Origin of the sequence: Pseudomonas sp. GM84 (genome assembly GCF_000282535.1) — a bacterium.
Lineage (GTDB): Bacteria > Pseudomonadota > Gammaproteobacteria > Pseudomonadales > Pseudomonadaceae > Aquipseudomonas.
Genome location: NZ_AKJC01000210.1, coordinates 1 through 17,043, shown reverse-complemented (window position 1 = coordinate 17,043; position 17,043 = coordinate 1). Strand labels below are relative to the sequence as shown.

The window sequence follows — 17,043 nt, the reverse complement described above, 5'->3', positions numbered from 1 at the left end:
CGGCTTGCCGGCGATAGCGCCAGATCAGCCGACAGAGTTGTTAGACACAGGTGAGGATTCAATGCCATCCAGCATCGCCTCTACCAACCCCTCTGCCATTTCAATCGCATGCAGGTTCGACCAATACATGCCGCGGCCTTCTTCGCGCAGGTAATCGAGGGTCTTGTAGCCCGTCTCGTAGGCGCAGCGCAGGTAGAGCGCTATGTGGACCAGCGCGTCGGCGGCGGGGATGTTCGGGTTTACGCTGAACAGCGCTTCGTGGCCGGCGTCGCAGCGGCCGAAGGGGCGAGCGCAAGTGCAGGGGAGTGGTGGATCGGGGACTATCTTTTTCATCGGAAACTCTCACTTCAATGCCCCACCTAGTCGTTACCACACGATTAGGTGGCAGCTGTACACGGGGTGGTAAACCGGAGAGAGTCCCCAAACCCGGCAGGCACGAAGCCTCCCGCGTACAGCCGCCATTGACTGCGAGGAACTCTCTCCATTCGGGTTACCACACCCGATCGCCAAGTTATTCGGCGACGGTCTGAAGCCTAGAGGCAGGAGTTCCCACTGAGAAGGTGATGGTATTCGATACGAGTTGTAGGAGTTTTCCCAAATTGAAAGCCGAGCAGTCATTCGGATATGAAATCAGAGAACCCTGCCCAACTCGGTCCCCTGTGGGAGCGGGCTTGCCCCGCGAACCAGGGCGAAGCCCTGGCCATACACATCTAGTGTCTGGGCTGGCCTCTTCGCGGGACAAGCCCGCTCCCACAGACCTACCCCCACAGAGAGTGCTCCCACAGGGATGGTGCAAGTACTTGGTGGATTAACCCGGGCGAACCACTTCGCCAGTGGCCAGATCACGAATCACACTCGGATTCTTCCGCCCACCCAGCGCCCCACCGAGCACCAGGTCCAGCTGCCCGTGGAAATACTGCTCCACCCGCAACCGCGTCTTCGCCGCCGGCCGCCCACCCGGGTTGCACGACGTGGAAATCAACGGCCCCACCAACGCACACAACTCACGCACCTGCGGATGATCACTGACCCGCAGCGCCACCGTGTCATGCTGCCCCGTCACCCACTCCGGCAACAGGTCCTGATGCGGCACCAGCCAGGTATTGGGCCCGGGCCAGGTACTGCCCATGCGGTCGATCCAGTCTTCGGGGAAATCCTCGAACAGGAAATCGAACTGGCGGATGTTGTCGGCGACCAGAATCAGGCCTTTATCCACAGGCCGCGACTTGAGCGCCAGCAGGCGATACACCGCGTCCTCGTTCCACGGGTCGCAGCCCAGGCCCCAGACCGCTTCCGTCGGGTAGGCGATTACCGCGCCCGCCCGAATCTCACGCGCGGCTTGTTGCACACGCCAACTGCTCACCATTTGTGTTTCTCCGCATTTAAGCCATGTCGGCAGTTTACTTAGCCCACGCGGGCAAACCAACGCCCTGCTTCATTACTCACTCGACCTTCGAGCTCCAGCTCGGTCAATTGCGCCAGCACCTGCGCCAGGGGCTGCTTGCTGCAAACCGCCAGTGCTTCGCTGGTCTGCGGTGCGGCATGCAGCAACGCCAGCAGGGGATGCGATGGTTTATCCACACTCACCGGCGGCAAGTTCTGCCAACCCTGCAAGGTTTCCAGGATCTGTTCCACGCTTTCTACCAGCAACGCACCGTCGCGGATCAACTGGTGGCAGCCCTTGGCACCGGGATGGTGGATCGAACCGGGAATGGCATAGACCTCACGGCCCTGTTCGGCTGCCAGGCGGGCCGTGATCAACGAACCACTGGCCAGGCTCGCCTCGACCACCAGAACGCCAAGCGACAGCCCGCTGATGATGCGATTGCGCCGCGGGAAGTTGCCCGGCAGCGGCCCGGCATCCAGCGGAAACTCCGAAATCAGCGCGCTACCGCTGTCGACCATCGCTTTGGCCAGCTCACGGTGGCGCTGTGGATAAAGTTTTTGCAGCCCCGTGCCGAGTACCCCGATCGTGCCCCCTCCGGCCTGCAAGGCAGCCCGATGAGCGGCACCGTCTATCCCCAAGGCAAGGCCACTGGTGATGGTGAACCCGGCTTGCGACAGGCAACGGGCAAATCCTCTGGCGTTGTCGATGGCGGGCGGTGAAGCACGCCTGCTGCCCACAATTGCCAACTGCGGGCGGTCGAGCAACGCAGGATCACCTGCCACGAAAAGCAGCGGTGGTGCATCGTCGATTTCGGCCAGCAGCGCGGGGTAGCCCGGGCTGTCCCACATCAGCAAATGCTGGCCCGGCCGCTCTAACCAGGCCATTGCGGCCAATGCTCCGTCGCGCACCTGGGCACTGCGCCTGGCATCGATGGTGGCCTGCGCCATGCCCAGCGCACGCCATGCCCCGGCCGGAGCACTGAGCGCCGAAGAGGCGCTGCCAAAAGCTTTCAGCAAGGCGTGAAAACGACGCAACCCGACCTCGGGGAGGCGATGCAGACGCAATCGAGCCTCGATTTCGGCAGGCGAACAAAGCGACGAGTGGTGGTTGGACATGGGGATCATCCTTGATCGAAACAGGGCCAATTACGTGGCACAACCTGTGGATAACTGTGTGGGTAACAGTTTGAAAAGCTGTCCATGAAATGGAGGCTATCAAGCCCATAGACACCCTAGTCGAGCTTGCCAGGTGCCGAAATCGTCGATTCCCTTTATTATGTGTGCTCAGTTTTCAACCGAACGCACAGTGACTGCCTGACCTTATGGCCATCTTGAACATTCTCGAATTCCCGGACCCGCGCCTGCGCACCATTGCCAAACCGGTGACGGAGTTCGACGACGCCCTGCGTCAGCTGATCGACGACATGTTTGAAACCATGTACGAAGCCCCTGGCATCGGCCTGGCCGCTACCCAGGTCAACGTGCACAAGCAGGTTGTGGTCATGGACCTGAGCGAAGACCGCAGCGAGCCGCGCGTCTTCATCAACCCCACGGTCGAAGAGCTGACCCACGACATGGGCCAGTACCAGGAAGGCTGCCTGTCGGTGCCTGGTTTCTACGAGAACGTCGACCGCCCGTTGCGCGTGCGGGTCAAGGCCCAGGACCGCGACGGCAAGCCGTTCGAGCTGGAATGCGAAGGCCTGTTGGCGGTGTGCGTGCAGCACGAGTTCGATCACCTCAACGGCAAGCTGTTCGTTGACTACCTGTCGCAACTCAAACGCGACCGGATCAAGAAGAAGCTGGAAAAGCAGCACCGCCAGCAAGCCTGATCCCTACCTTCCAGAAGGCTTGCTCCGGCAAGCCTTTTTCTTTTTTGAAGCGAGAACTCCATGCGCATCGTCTTTGCAGGCACTCCAGAGTTTGCCGCCGAACACCTCAAGGCCCTGCTCGACAGCCCTTACGAGATCGTGGGCGTCTACACCCAGCCCGATCGCCCCGCCGGCCGTGGCCAGAAGCTCATGCCGAGCGCGGTCAAGGCACTGGCCGTGGCCCATGACATCCCGGTGTTCCAGCCGCCAACCCTGCGCAACGAAGACGCCCAGGCTGAACTCGCCGCGCTCAAGCCGGACCTGATGGTGGTGGTCGCCTACGGCCTGATCCTGCCCCAGGTGGTGCTGGACATCCCGCGCCTGGGCTGCATCAACAGCCACGCCTCCCTGCTGCCACGCTGGCGCGGTGCGGCGCCGATCCAGCGCGCCGTGGAAGCCGGCGACGCCGAGAGCGGCGTGACCGTGATGCGCATGGAAGCGGGCCTGGACACCGGCCCGATGCTGCTCAAGGTGGTCACCCCGATCAGCGCCGACGACACCGGTGGCAGCCTGCACGACCGCCTCGCCGAAATGGGCCCGCCTGCCGTGGTGCAGGCCATTGCCGGTCTGGCCGACGGCAGCCTGCAGGGCGAGATACAGGACGATGCCCTGGCCACCTATGCACACAAGCTGAACAAGGACGAAGCGCGCATCGACTGGAACCGCCCGGCTGTCGAGCTGGAGCGCCTGATCCGTGCCTTCAACCCATGGCCGGTGTGCCACAGCACGCTCGATGGCGAGAGCGTGAAAGTCCTCGCCGCCAACGTGTCCACAGGCAAGGGCGCCCCGGGCGAGATCCTCTCAGCCAGCAAGGACGGCCTGGTGGTCGCCTGCGGTGACCAGGCCCTGAGCCTGACCCGCCTGCAATTGCCCGGTGGCAAGGCGCTGGCCTTCAGCGACCTGTTCAACAGCCGCCGCGAGAAGTTCGCCAGTGGCAAGGTGCTGGGCCAATGAACCCACGCCTCGCCGCCGCCCGTGCCCTGGCCGCTGTACTCAGCGGCAAGGCCTCGCTGAACAGCTCGCTGCCCGCGCAACTGGACAAGGTCGATGAACGCGACCGTGGCCTGACCCAGGACCTGGCATTCGGCACCGCCCGCTGGCAGCCACGCCTCGACCTGCTCGCGGCGCAGCTGCTGCAAAAGCCGTTCAAGGCCGCCGATGCCGATGTGCAGGCGCTGCTGCTGGTCGGCCTGTACCAGCTGTTCTACACGCGCATCCCGGCCCACGCCGCCATCGGCGAAACCGTGGGCTGCGCCGACAAGCTGAAGAAGCCGTGGGCCAAAGGCCTGCTCAACGCCGTGCTGCGCCGCGCCCAGCGTGAAGGCGAGGCGCTGCTCGCCGACATGGAGCGTGACCCGGTGGTGCGCACCGCCCACCCGCGCTGGCTGCAGAAGTCGCTGAAAGCCTTCTGGCCGGAGCAATGGGAAGCGATCTGCGCCGCCAACAACGCCCACCCGCCGATGATCCTGCGGGTCAACCGTCGCCACCACAGCCGCGACGCCTACCTGGCGCTGCTGGCCGAAGCGGGCATCGGCGCCAGCGCCTGCCAGTACAGCCGTGACGGCATCGTGCTGACCGAAGCCTGCGACGTGCGCGGCCTGCCGGGCTTCGCCGAAGGTTGGGTCAGCGTGCAGGACGAAGCCGCGCAGCTGTCTGCCGACCTGCTCGAACTGGCCCCGGGCCAGCGCGTGCTCGACGCCTGCTGCGCCCCGGGCGGCAAGACCTGCCACCTGCTCGAAGCCGAAGCGGGCCTGGCGCACCTGGTGGCCATCGACCTGGAAGCCAAGCGTCTGACCCGCGTGCGCGAAAACCTCGACCGCCTGCAACTGGATGCCGAGTTGATCGCCTGCGATGCCCGCGACACCGCCAGCTGGTGGGACGGCAAGCCGTTCCAGCGCATCCTGCTCGACGCCCCGTGCTCGGCCACCGGCGTGATCCGCCGCCACCCCGACATCAAGCTGACCCGCCAGGCCGATGACATTCCGGCCCTGGCCGCCTTGCAGGGCGAGCTGCTCGATGCCCTGTGGCCGACCCTGGAAGTCGGCGGCATGCTGCTGTACGCCACCTGCTCCAGCCTGCCGACCGAGAACACCGAAGTGATCGGCGCCTTCCTTGCCCGCACCCCAGGTGCCCGTGAGCTGGACCTGGCCACCGAAGCCGGCCTGCGCCAGCCCCACGGCCGCCAGTTGCTGGCCCAGGAAGGCGGCCACGACGGCTTCTACTATGCCAAGCTGATCAAGATTGCCGCCTCGCGCGGGTAAGCAAACGTTAGGGAGTAACGGATGAAGATCATCATCCTCGGCGCAGGGCAGGTGGGCGGGACGCTGGCGGAGCACCTGGCGAGCGAAGCCAACGACATCACCGTGGTCGATACCGACGGCGAGCGCCTGCGCGACCTTGGCGACCGCCTCGACATCCGCACCGTGCAGGGCCGTGGCTCGCTGCCGACGGTGCTGCGCCAGGCCGGTGCCGACGACGCCGACATGCTGGTGGCGGTGACCAACAGCGACGAAACCAACATGGTCGCCTGCCAGGTGGCCTATTCGCTGTTCCACACCCCGACCAAGATCGCCCGGGTGCGCGAGTCGGCCTACCTCACCCGCGAGGAGCTGTTCGACAACGACCATATCCCGGTGGACGTGCTGATCAGCCCCGAGCAGGTCGTGACCAACTACATCAAGCGCCTGATCGAGCACCCCGGCTCGCTGCAGGTGATCGACTTCGCCGAAGGCAAGGCGCAGCTGGTGGCGGTCAAGGCGTACTACGGCGGCCCACTGGTGGGCCAGCAACTGCGCCAGATCCGCGCGCACATGCCCAACGTCGACACCCGCGTGGCCGCGATCTTCCGCCGCGACCGGCCTATCACGCCACGCGGCGACACGGTCATCGAAGCGGATGACGAGGTGTTCTTCATCGCGGCGCGCAAAGACATCCGTGCCGTGATGGGCGAGCTGCGTCGTATCGACGAAACCAACAAGCGCGTGGTCATCGCCGGCGGCGGGCAGATCGGCGAGCGCCTGGCCGAGGCCATCGAAAGCCGCTACCAGGTGAAGATCATCGAGATGAACCCGGCACGCTGCCGGCACCTTTCCGACACCCTGGAAAGCACCGTGGTGCTGCAGGGCAGCGCATCGGACAAGGACCTGATGCTCGAAGAGAACATCGCCGACGCCGACATCTTCCTGGCCCTGACCAACGACGACGAGGCCAACATCATGTCGTCGCTGCTGGCCAAGCGCCTGGGCGCGCGCAAGGTGATGACCATCATCAACAACCCGGCCTACGTCGACCTGGTGCAAGGGGGCGACATCGATATCGCCATCAGCCCGCAGCTGGCCACCATCGGTACCTTGCTGGCGCATGTGCGTCGGGGCGATATCGTCAGCGTGCACTCGTTGCGCCGCGGTGCGGCGGAGGCTATCGAGGCAGTGGCGCATGGTGATGCGAAGTCGAGCAAAGTGGTCAGCAAGGCCATCGAGGACATCGCCCTGCCGCCCGGCACCACCATCGGTGCGATCATCCGCGATGAACAAGTGCTGATCGCCCATGACGACACGGTGATCGAGTCGGGTGACCATGTGATTCTGTTCGTTGTGGATAAAAAGCATATTCGGGATGTGGAGAAGCTGTTCCACGTCGGCTTGAGTTTCTTCTAGGAGAAGAGGGCATGCGCGAATCGCTGGAGAAGATGCTGGCCAAGGGTGTGGATAACCCATTGCTGAGGTTTGGTCTGGGCAAGGCCTGGCTGGATGAGGGCAATGGTGCTGAAGCGGCGGTGCACCTGGCGCGCTGTGTGGAGCAGGACCCGAAATATTCGGCGGCGTGGAAGCTGCTGGGCAAGGCTTACCAGTTGCAGGGTGATTTGGCGGCAGCGCGCAAGGCCTGGGAAGACGGGATCGTGGCGGCGCAGGCCCATGGCGACAAGCAGGCCGAGAAGGAGATGGCGGTGTTTCTCAAGAAGCTGAACAAGGTTTGAGATTGCTGGGGCTGCTTTGCAGCCCATTCGCGGGACAAGCCCGCTCCCACAGTGATAGATGTGGCCAGGACCATTGTGGGAGCGGGCTTGTCCCGCGAATGGGGCGCAAAGCGCCCCCAAATCCTCAATACCAACGCGCCTCGCCCGGCGGGCGCTTCTTGAAGCGCTTCATGCTCCACATGTACTGGCTCGGATACTCGCGCACATACCGCTCGACCACCTTGCTCATGGCCGCCGCCGACACGTTCACGTCCGTGCTGTACATCTCCTCCGGCGCCGCCTCCAGGAACACCTTGAAGCCCGAACCATCCGGCAGCCGCAGCGCATGCAGGAACACCCCCACCGCCTTGCCCCCGGCCAGCATGTTCGGCACGAACTTGCTGGTCAGCGCCTGAGTCCCCAGGAACGGCACGAACACCCCGGCAGACTCGGCCGGCTCCGGGTCGGCCGGAATCCCTACCTGCCCACCCCGGCGCACTTCCTTGATCACGCTGAGAATGCCTTCCTTGGTCGAAGGCGCCACACGGTTGCCCATCTGCACACGCTGCTCGCGCAGCAGGTCATCCACCGCCTTCAGTTTGGGCGGGCGGTAGAAGATGATCGGTTTGCACTGGCTGCAGTAGAAGTGGTTGAGCACTTCCCAGTTGCCCAGGTGGCTGGTGATACCGACCACACCCTTGCCCGAGGCCAGGGCCTGCTCCAGCACTTCCAGGCCGTGCACCTCCTTGACCAGCTCCAGCGAACGCTGCGGCGGCCAGATCCAGGCGCAGGCACTTTCGGTAAAGGACTTGCCGATATCTTTCAGTGCACGGCCTACCAGTTGCTCACGCTCGGCCGGGTCCATCTCCGGGAAGCACTTGGCCAGGTTGATGCGCACGACGTTGCGCGACCCGTTGGGGATCTTCCACATCAGCCAGCCGATCCCGGCGCCAACGCGCTGTACAGCGCCCCAGGGCAGCTTGGCAAACAGACGCAGCACCCCGACCATCAGGGCGCCCTTGAACTTTTCCACAGGCGAATTCCTTATTTCAGCAAGGCGCGCATTGTAACCCCTCAGCGCAGCAAGGCGGCGTAGCGATCGCAATCGGTGGTGTGGTCCATGACCATCCCGGTGGCCTGCATGAAGGCGTAGCAAATGGTCGGGCCAACAAAGGTGAAGCCGGCTTTCTGCAGCGCCTTGCTCATTGCCTTGGCCTCGTCGGTGACCGCCGGCACATCGCTGCGGCTGCTGAAGTGATTGATCTTCGGTTCGCCGCCCACGAACGACCACAGCCATTCGGCAGGGTTATCCACAGCCAGCCAGGCCTGGGCATTGCGCCGCACGGCCTTGAGCTTGAGACGGTTGCGGATGATGCCGGCATCGAGCATCAGCTCCTCGACCCGTTCGTCGCTCATCTGCGCCAGCTGGTGCGGGTCGAAGCCGTGCAGTACCTCACGATAACGCTCGCGTTTGCGCAGCACGGTGATCCATGACAACCCCGCCTGGAACCCTTCGAGCAAAAGCATCTCGAAGAGCAACGCCGGGTCACGCTGTGGCGTTCCCCATTCCTGGTCGTGGTAGGCCTGGTACAACGGATCGTCGGTACACCAAAAGCAGCGTGGCATAAGGCTCCAATGAGTAGAGGGCGAGGCGAATCAGGTTATACTCCCGCTCTTTACATCCGCATCCCCAGATACAGGTGAATTTCGTGAGCCAGCCTACGCCAGCCGTGCGTACCTTCCAAGACCTGATCCTCGCCCTGCAGAACTACTGGGCAGACCAAGGTTGTGTGGTGCTTCAGCCCTACGATATGGAAGTAGGCGCCGGCACATTCCACACCGCTACATTCCTGCGCGCCGTGGGTCCAGAAACCTGGAACGCCGCCTATGTGCAGCCTAGCCGTCGCCCTGCCGACGGGCGGTATGGCGAAAACCCCAACCGCCTGCAGCACTACTACCAGTTCCAGGTGGTGCTCAAGCCGAACCCGGCCAACTTCCAGGAGCTGTACCTCGGCTCGCTGAAAGCCATCGGCCTGGATCCGCTGGTCCACGACATTCGCTTCGTCGAAGACAACTGGGAATCGCCGACCCTGGGCGCCTGGGGCCTGGGCTGGGAAATCTGGCTCAACGGCATGGAAGTCACCCAGTTCACCTACTTCCAGCAAGTGGGCGGCATCGAGTGCTACCCGGTCACCGGTGAAATCACCTACGGCCTGGAGCGCCTGGCCATGTACATCCAGGGCGTCGACTCGGTGTACGACCTGGTATGGGCTGACGGCCCGTTCGGCAAGGTCACCTACGGCGACGTGTTCCACCAGAACGAGGTGGAGCAGTCGACCTACAACTTCGAGCACGCCAACGTCGACAAGCTGTTCGAACTGTTCGACTTCTACGAAAGCGAAGCGAACCGACTGATCAAGCTGGACCTGCCGCTGCCGACCTATGAAATGGTCCTGAAGGCCTCGCACACCTTCAACCTGCTGGACGCCCGCCGCGCCATCTCGGTGACCGAGCGCCAGCGTTACATCCTGCGCGTACGTACCCTCGCCCGGGACGTGGCGCAAAGCTATCTGCAAGCCCGCGCACGCCTGGGCTTCCCGATGGCTACCCCTGAACTGCGTGACGAAGTGTTGGCGAAGCTGGAGGCTGCACAATGAGTGCTCAAGATTTCCTGGTTGAACTGGGCACCGAAGAGCTGCCACCCAAGGCCCTGTCCACCCTCGGCGACGCCTTCCTGGCCGGCATCGAGAAAGGCCTGCAGGCCGCTGGCCTGAACTACACCGCCAAGCAGGTGTACGCCGCGCCGCGCCGCCTGGCCGTGCTGATCCGTCAGCTCGACGTGCAGCAGCCGGACCGCAGCATCAATATCGATGGCCCGCCCATGCAGGCCGCCTTCAACGCCGAAGGCCAGCCGACCCAGGCCGCCCTGGGCTTCGCCAAGAAGTGCGGCGTCGAGCTGTCGGAGATCGACCAGAGCGGCGCCAAGCTGCGCTTCTCCCAGCACATTGCGGGCAAGGCTACCGCCAGCCTGCTGCCGACCATCGTCGAAGATTCGCTCAACGACCTGCCGATCCCCAAGCGCATGCGCTGGGGCGCCAGCCGTGAAGAGTTCGTGCGTCCGACCCAGTGGCTGGTGATGCTGCTTGGCGACCAGGTGATCGACTGCACCATCCTGTCGCAGCAAGCCGGCCGTGAATCCCGTGGCCACCGCTTCCACCACCCGGAAAACGTGGTCATCACCACGCCGGCCAACTACGCCGAAGACCTGCGCAAAGCCTACGTGCTGGCCGACTTCGCCGAGCGCCGCGAGCTGATCAGCAAGCGTACCGCCGAGCTGGCCCTGCAGCAGGAAGGCACTGCCATCGTGCCGCCGGCGCTGCTGGATGAAGTGACCGCCCTGGTCGAGTGGCCGGTGCCGCTGGTGTGCTCGTTCGAGGAGCGTTTCCTCGAGGTGCCGCAGGAAGCCCTGATCACCACCATGCAGGACAACCAGAAATACTTCTGCCTGCTGGACAGCGAAGGCAAGCTGCTGCCGCGCTTCATCACCGTGGCCAACGTCGAGAGCCGTGACCCCAAGCAGATCGTGCAGGGTAACGAGAAGGTCGTGCGCCCACGCCTGACCGACGCCGAGTTCTTCTTCAAGCAAGACAAGAAGCAGCCGCTGGAAACCTTCAACGAGCGTCTGAAGAACGTGGTGTTCCAGGCTCAGCTGGGCACGGTCTACGACAAGGCCGAGCGCGTCTCCAGGCTGGCCGCGTTCATCGCCCCGCTGATCGGCGGCGACGCCCAGCGCGCTGGCCGTGCCGGCCTGCTGTCGAAGTGCGACCTGGCCACCGAGATGGTCGGCGAGTTCCCTGAGATGCAGGGCGTTGCCGGTTACTACTACGCGCTCAACGATGGCGAGCCGGAAGACGTCGCGCTGGCCCTGAACGAGCAGTACATGCCGCGCGGTGCTGGCGCCGAGCTGCCGCAGACCCTCACCGGTGCGGCCGTGGCCATCGCCGACAAGCTCGACACCCTGGTCGGCATCTTCGGCATCGGCATGCTGCCCACCGGCAGCAAGGACCCGTATGCCCTGCGCCGTGCCGCCCTGGGCGTGCTGCGTATCCTGATCGAGAAGCAACTGGACCTGGACCTGACCGGTGCAGTCGAGTTCGCAGTCAAGCAGTTCGGTGCCAAGGTCAAGGCCGCCGGCCTGGCCGAGCAGGTGCTGGAGTTCATCTTCGACCGCCTGCGTGCGCGCTACGAAGACGAAGGCATCGACGTGGCTACCTACCTGTCGGTACGTGCCCTGAAGCCGGGCTCGGCCCTGGACTTCGACCAGCGCGTGCAGGCCGTGCAGGCCTTCCGCAAGCTGCCGGAAGCCGAAGCCCTGGCTGCGGTGAACAAGCGCGTGTCGAACCTGCTGAGCAAGGCCGAAGGCGCCATCGCCGAGCAGGTCGAGCCGAAGTACTTCGACAACGCCAACGAGTTCTCCCTGTACTCGGCCATCCAGCAGGCCGACCAGGCCGTGCAACCGATGGCTGCCGCACGCCAGTACAGCGAGTCGCTGGCCCGCCTGGCCGCCCTGCGTGACCCGGTCGACGCCTTCTTCGAGGCGGTGATGGTCAACGCCGAGGACGCCAAGGTACGTGCCAACCGTTATGCCCTGCTCAGCCGCCTGCGCGGCCTGTTCCTGGGCGTTGCCGACATTTCGCTGCTGGGGTAAGCCTTGAAACTGCTGATTCTCGATCGTGACGGGGTGATCAACCAGGACTCCGACGCCTACATCAAGTCGCTGGAGGAGTGGATCCCGATACCCGGCTCGATCGAAGCGATCGCGCAGTTGAGCAAGGCGGGCTGGACGGTGGCCGTGGCCACCAACCAGTCCGGCATTGCCCGTGGCTATTACTCGCTGGCAACCCTCGAGGCCATGCATGCGCGCTTGCGCGCGCTGGTGGCCGAGCAGGGCGGCGAAGTGGGCCACATCGTGTATTGCCCGCACGGGCCGGACGAAGGCTGCGATTGCCGCAAGCCCAAGCCTGGCATGCTGCGGGCGATTGCCGAGCATTACCAGGTTGGCCTGCAAGGCGTCTGGTTCGTCGGCGACAGCAAAGGTGACCTGGAGGCCGCCCTGGCCGTCGGTGCACAACCCGTGCTGGTGAAAACCGGCAAGGGCGAGCGGACCCTGGAAAAAGGGGTTGCGGAAACTACACTGATTTTCGACGATCTGGCTGCTATCGCCAGAGAACTAATTTAAACAATGCGCCTTCGGGCGCATTTTTCTCAGGCGGGCGAGCCCCGCAACGGTACATGCCACTATGTCGATCCTGCAGGCGATCAGAGTCTTTCTTTTTTACCTGCTGCTGGGCACCAGTTCGCTGCTGTGGTGCTCGCTTAGCTTCTTCGTTGCACCTTTTCTGCCATTCCCCAAGCGCTACAAGTTCATCAACGTGTACTGGTGTCGCTGTGCATTGTTCCTGACGCGCACCATTCTCGGCATCGACTACAAGATCACCGGTGCCGAGAACGTGCCGAACGAGCCTTGTGTGATCCTCTCCAATCACCAGAGCACCTGGGAGACCTTCTTCCTCTCGGCGTACTTCTCGCCCCTGAGCCAGGTGCTCAAGCGTGAGCTGCTGTACGTGCCGTTCTTCGGCTGGGCAATGGCCATGCTGCGGCCGATCGCGATCAACCGCGACAACCCCAAGGAAGCCCTGCGCCAGGTTGCCAGCAAGGGTGACGAGCTGCTCAAGCAGAAGGTGTGGGTATTGATCTTCCCGGAGGGTACGCGTGTGCCGTTCGGCACCGTGGGCAAGTTCTCCCGTGGCGGTACTGCGCTGGCGGTGAATGCAGGGTTGCCGGTGCTGCCGATTGCGCACAACGCTGGCAAGTTCTGGCCGAAGACTGGCTGGGGCAAGCGTGCGGGCACCATCGAGGTCGTGATCGGTGAGCCGATGTACGCCAACGGTACCGGCCCACGCGCCATCGCCGAGCTCAATGACCGTGCTGCGGCCTGGAACGAAGCGACCCAGCGGGCCATGGGTTCGCTGCCGCCAGTGGATGAAAAACCGCAGGAGCAGATGGCCTGACCATCTGTGGATAACGTGTTAGCAATTTTTGGACTAAATGCCGTAAGTGATCGCTAAGTGTTTGAATTAGCTGTTTATTTCTCTGTATGACATTTTTCTGAAAATCGTGCATAAGTTTTTTCGAGGCATAAGAAAACCGGCTTTTACAGCCGGTTTTTTTATGGGCTTCGAAGGCCCTATCGCCGGCAAGCCGGCTCCCACAGGAGATCGCGAAGTTTATCTGTGGGAGCCGGCTTGCCGGCGATAGGGCCAGCCCTGACAACCTCAGATCTTGTCGATATCCACATCCTTGGTTTCTTTCAGGCAGAAGATCCCCACCACCAGGCTGATCCCGGTCACCAGCACCGGATACCACAGCCCGTAGAAGATATCCCCGGTATACACCACCAGCGCAAACGACACGGTCGGCAGGAAGCCGCCGAACCAGCCGTTACCAATGTGATAAGGCAGCGACATCGAGGTGTAGCGAATGCGCGTCGGGAACAGTTCGACCATCACTGCCGCCAGCGGCCCGTAGGTCATGGTAGCGATCAGGATCATCGCCACGATCAATACCACCACCATCACCTGGTTGACCTGCGACGGGTCTGCCTTCGCCGGGTAACCCGCCTGCTCCACCGCCGCACGCATGGCCGCTTCGTCGAAGCCGTTGATGGTCTTGTCGCCAATGTTCACGACCACCTGGCTACCGGCAACTTCCACCGATTTGTAGGGCAGGCCCTGTTTGACCAGGAAGGTCTTGACCTTGTCGCAGGGGCTGTCGAAACGCGCCTTGCCTACGGGGTCGAACTGGAAGGTGCAGCCTTGCGGGTCGGCGGTGACAACGATCGGCGCCTGGCGGCTGGCGGCGTCGATCTGCGGGTTGGCGTAGTGGCTCAGCGCCTTGAACAGCGGGAAGTACAACACCGTGGCCAACAGCAGGCCGAGCATCAGGATCGGCTTGCGACCGATGCGGTCGGACAGCCAGCCGAAGAACACGAAGAACGGCGCCCCGATCACCACGCTGATTATCAGCAAGGTGTTGGCCTGGGCCGGGTCCATCTTGAGCATCTGGGTCATGAAGAACAGCACATAGAACTGCGCCGTGTAGAAGGTCACGGCCTGCCCGGCGTTGATGCTGAACAGGGCAGTGAGCACCACCTTGAGGTTCGGCCAGGAGGTGAACGACTCACGGATCGGCGACTTGCTGACCTTGCCCTGGGCCTTCATTTTCACGAAGGCCGGCGACTCGTGCATGCTCATGCGGATCCACGTGGAAATCGCCAGCAGCACGATCGACAGCAGGAACGGCAGGCGCCAGCCCCAGGTTTCGAACTGGTCGCCGCTGATGTAGCGGCTGCCCAACACCACCAGCAACGACAACAGCAGGCCGAGGGTAGCGGTGGACTGGATGAAACCGGTGTGGAAGCCGCGCTTGCCAGGTGGCGCATGTTCCGCCACGTAGGTCGCGGCGCCACCGTATTCCCCGCCCAACGCCAGGCCCTGGAGCATGCGCAGCACCACCAGGATGATCGGCGCCGCGATGCCGATGCTGGCGTAGGTGGGCAACAGGCCGACCGCGAAGGTGGACAAGCCCATCAGCACGATGGTCACCAGGAAGGTGTACTTGCGCCCGATCATGTCACCCAGTCGGCCGAATACCAGCGCGCCGAAAGGGCGGACCAGGAAGCCGGCGGCAAAGGCCATCAAGGCGAAGATGAAGGCGGTGGTGTCGTTCACCCCAGCGAAGAACTGCTTGCTGATGACCGCTGCCAGGGCGCCATAGAGAAAAAAGTCATACCACTCGAAAACCGTCCCGAGGGATGACGCGAAAATGATCTTGCGTTCTTCACGACGGCTGGGGCTGCTCGCCGTCGCCCCCTGCTCTTGGATGTAATCCGACATCGTTGCTGTCCTCGGCCCACAGGCCACAGTGATTATTCTTTTTGTTCCACTGTCGGCAGCCCCTGACCACAAGCCGCCGGTACTGCACGCACCCGGGTCAGGGCGTCGGTATCGCGTCTTCGTTTAGGTAGGTCTGGGTGGCCGCTCCTTTGAGGATCAGTTGCGCCGCCTTCTCGGCGATCATCAGGGTGGGGGAACAGGTATTGCCGGAGGTGATCTGCGGCATGATCGAGGCGTCCGCCACGCGCAGGCCGGGTATGCCATGCACACGCAGCTGGTTATCCACAACGTCCATCGCGCCGCTGCCCATGCGGCAGGTGCCGACCGGGTGGAAGATGGTGGTGCCGATCTGGCCGGCGGCTTCGAACAGTTCTTCTTCCGTCTGCAACGCTGGGCCCGGCAAATACTCCTCGGGGGCGAACGCGGCGAGGGCAGGGGCCTGGACGATGCGCCGGGTGAGGCGAATGGAATCGGCGGCGACGCGCAGGTCCTGAGGGTCGCTCAGGTAATTGGGATCGATCAGCGGGGCGCTGTTCATGTCAGCGCTGGCGATGTCGATACGCCCGCGGCTCGCCGGGCGCAGATTGCACACCGAGGCGGTAAACGCCGGGAAGCGGTGCAGCGGCTCGCCGAAGCGATCCAGCGACAACGGCTGTACGTGGTATTGCAGGTTGGCCGTGGCCTGCTCGGGGCTCGAGCGCACGAAGGCGCCCAACTGGCTTGGCGCCATGGCCAACGGGCCGCTGCGGTCATACAGGTAGCGCAGCCCCATGCCCATCTTGCCCCACAGGCTGTTGGCCATCTGGTTGAGGGTGCGGGTGTTGCGAATCTGGTAGATCAGACGCAGCTGCAGATGGTCCTGCAGGTTGCCGCCGACACCGGGCATGTCGTGGCGCACGCCAATGCCCAGGCTTTCCAGCAGCGTGCGCGGGCCGATACCCGAGCGCTGCAGGATACCGGGCGAACCCACGGCGCCAGCACACAGGATGATCTCGCGGCGCGCGGCAAACTCATGCCAGGCGCCTTGCCAGCGTGCTTTCACCGCCCGTGCACGGGTGTTGTTCAACAGCACCTGGTCGACCTGCACATCGGTAAGCACGGTGAGATTGGCGCGGTCCTTTATCGGCCGCAGGAATGCCTTGGACGCATTCCAGCGCACACCGCTGCGCTGGTTGACCTGAAAGTATCCACAGCCTTGGTTGTCACCAGTGTTGAAGTCGTCGACCTTGCCAATGCCGCTCTGCTCGGCGGCATCGCGGAAGGCATCGAGGATCGGCCAGCTGTAGCGCTGACGCTCGACCCGCCACTCGCCGCTGCTGCCATGGTGTTCACTGCTGCCGGCAAAGTGACTTTCGCTGGCCTTGAACAGCGGCAGCACATCCTTCCAGGCCCAGCCATCGTTGCCCTGCTCGGCCCAATGGTCATAGTCGGCGGCCTGGCCGCGCATGTAGATCATGCCGTTGATGGAAGAGCAGCCACCCAGCACCTTGCCTCGTGGATAACCCAGGCTGCGACCGCCCAGGCCGGTTTGTGCCTGGGTCTTGAAGCACCAGTCGGTGCGGGGGTTGCCGATGCAATAGAGGTAACCGACCGGGATATGAATCCAGGGGTAGTTGTCGCGGCCGCCCGCTTCGAGCAGCAATACCCGGCAAGAGGGGTCGGCGGACAAACGATTGGCCAACAGGCAACCGGCGGGACCGGCTCCTACGACCACGTAATCGAAGACAGAATCGGCTGACGGCATGTGCAACCTCGCGCCTGATTATTGTTCTTGTCGTCCTACATCTTATTGATTAATTTCGCTGAGGAAACACGAGATTTCGCGCAGCCGTTGTGCGTTTTAGCACAGCGGTAAGCCTGTACTGGCCCTATCGCCGGC

The 17,043-nt window shown here is 63.4% G+C and carries 16 protein-coding genes; 9 read left to right on the top strand and 7 right to left on the bottom strand.

What is annotated here, in order from left to right; translation table 11 throughout:
• Positions 1–24: 24 nt before the first annotated feature.
• The 3 genes from PMI38_RS17450 to dprA all read right to left on the bottom strand — a co-directional run bounded on the left by PMI38_RS17450 (position 25) and on the right by dprA (position 2,502).
• The gene (locus PMI38_RS17450; protein ID WP_008096563.1) at positions 25–333 is read right to left on the bottom strand and encodes a DUF3077 domain-containing protein; all 309 of its coding nucleotides are present in this window, start codon (positions 331–333) and stop codon (positions 25–27) included.
• A gap of 475 nt (positions 334–808) precedes the next feature.
• Positions 809–1,366, bottom strand: coding sequence for an L-threonylcarbamoyladenylate synthase (locus PMI38_RS17445; protein WP_008096561.1), 558 nt, complete (start codon positions 1,364–1,366; stop codon positions 809–811).
• Between the two features lie 38 nt (positions 1,367–1,404).
• The gene (gene dprA, locus PMI38_RS17440) at positions 1,405–2,502 is read right to left on the bottom strand and encodes a DNA-processing protein DprA (RefSeq protein ID WP_008096560.1); all 1,098 of its coding nucleotides are present in this window, start codon (positions 2,500–2,502) and stop codon (positions 1,405–1,407) included.
• Positions 2,503–2,708: 206 nt separating this feature from the next.
• Here dprA and def point away from each other — a divergent pair, with 206 nt between their 5' ends.
• Genes def through PMI38_RS17415 form a run of 5 tightly spaced genes read left to right on the top strand, consistent with a single transcriptional unit; the run spans position 2,709 to position 7,230 of the window.
• Complete coding sequence (def, locus tag PMI38_RS17435; RefSeq protein ID WP_008096558.1) at positions 2,709–3,215, top strand: peptide deformylase; 507 nt, start codon at positions 2,709–2,711, stop codon at positions 3,213–3,215.
• Between the two features lie 60 nt (positions 3,216–3,275).
• The gene (gene fmt / locus PMI38_RS17430) at positions 3,276–4,208 is read left to right on the top strand and encodes a methionyl-tRNA formyltransferase (RefSeq protein ID WP_008096556.1); all 933 of its coding nucleotides are present in this window, start codon (positions 3,276–3,278) and stop codon (positions 4,206–4,208) included.
• Positions 4,205–5,515, top strand: coding sequence for a 16S rRNA (cytosine(967)-C(5))-methyltransferase RsmB (gene rsmB, locus PMI38_RS17425; RefSeq protein ID WP_008096554.1), 1,311 nt, complete (start codon positions 4,205–4,207; stop codon positions 5,513–5,515). The genes fmt and rsmB overlap by 4 nt, the downstream gene beginning before the upstream one ends.
• A 21-nt stretch (positions 5,516–5,536) precedes the next feature.
• Positions 5,537–6,910 carry a Trk system potassium transporter TrkA gene (gene trkA / locus PMI38_RS17420; RefSeq protein ID WP_008096552.1) on the top strand — a complete coding sequence of 458 codons (1,374 nt, stop codon included), beginning with the start codon at positions 5,537–5,539 and terminating at the stop codon, positions 6,908–6,910.
• Positions 6,911–6,921: 11 nt separating this feature from the next.
• Positions 6,922–7,230, top strand: coding sequence for a tetratricopeptide repeat protein (locus PMI38_RS17415; protein WP_008096550.1), 309 nt, complete (start codon positions 6,922–6,924; stop codon positions 7,228–7,230).
• Between the two features lie 124 nt (positions 7,231–7,354).
• Here PMI38_RS17415 and PMI38_RS17410 read toward each other — a convergent pair whose 3' ends face one another.
• Positions 7,355–8,242, bottom strand: a complete 888-nt coding sequence (locus PMI38_RS17410; protein ID WP_008096548.1) for a lysophospholipid acyltransferase — start codon at positions 8,240–8,242, stop codon at positions 7,355–7,357.
• A 41-nt stretch (positions 8,243–8,283) separates the two neighbouring features.
• Positions 8,284–8,835, bottom strand: a complete 552-nt coding sequence (locus PMI38_RS17405) for a DNA-3-methyladenine glycosylase I (protein ID WP_008096546.1) — start codon at positions 8,833–8,835, stop codon at positions 8,284–8,286.
• Positions 8,836–8,918: 83 nt separating this feature from the next.
• Between PMI38_RS17405 and glyQ the strand changes: the two genes are divergently transcribed.
• The 4 genes from glyQ to PMI38_RS17385 all read left to right on the top strand — a co-directional run bounded on the left by glyQ (position 8,919) and on the right by PMI38_RS17385 (position 13,280).
• Positions 8,919–9,866 (top strand): glycine--tRNA ligase subunit alpha, encoded by a 948-nt coding sequence (gene glyQ / locus PMI38_RS17400; RefSeq protein ID WP_008096545.1) that lies wholly within the window; start codon positions 8,919–8,921, stop codon positions 9,864–9,866.
• Positions 9,863–11,917, top strand: a complete 2,055-nt coding sequence (gene glyS / locus PMI38_RS17395; RefSeq protein ID WP_008096543.1) for a glycine--tRNA ligase subunit beta — start codon at positions 9,863–9,865, stop codon at positions 11,915–11,917. Before glyQ ends, glyS begins: the two co-directional genes overlap by 4 nt.
• Positions 11,918–11,920: 3 nt before the next feature.
• Positions 11,921–12,448 carry a D-glycero-beta-D-manno-heptose 1,7-bisphosphate 7-phosphatase gene (gmhB, locus tag PMI38_RS17390; protein WP_008096541.1) on the top strand — a complete coding sequence of 176 codons (528 nt, stop codon included), beginning with the start codon at positions 11,921–11,923 and terminating at the stop codon, positions 12,446–12,448.
• A gap of 61 nt (positions 12,449–12,509) precedes the next feature.
• Positions 12,510–13,280, top strand: coding sequence for a lysophospholipid acyltransferase family protein (locus PMI38_RS17385; RefSeq protein WP_008096539.1), 771 nt, complete (start codon positions 12,510–12,512; stop codon positions 13,278–13,280).
• A 264-nt stretch (positions 13,281–13,544) separates the two neighbouring features.
• Here the strand turns inward: PMI38_RS17385 and PMI38_RS17380 are convergent, their stop codons facing one another.
• Positions 13,545–15,164, bottom strand: a complete 1,620-nt coding sequence (locus tag PMI38_RS17380) for an MFS transporter (RefSeq protein ID WP_008096537.1) — start codon at positions 15,162–15,164, stop codon at positions 13,545–13,547.
• 97 nt (positions 15,165–15,261) lie between these two features.
• Positions 15,262–16,908 carry a GMC family oxidoreductase gene (locus tag PMI38_RS17375; protein ID WP_008096535.1) on the bottom strand — a complete coding sequence of 549 codons (1,647 nt, stop codon included), beginning with the start codon at positions 16,906–16,908 and terminating at the stop codon, positions 15,262–15,264.
• Positions 16,909–17,043: the final 135 nt, after the last annotated feature.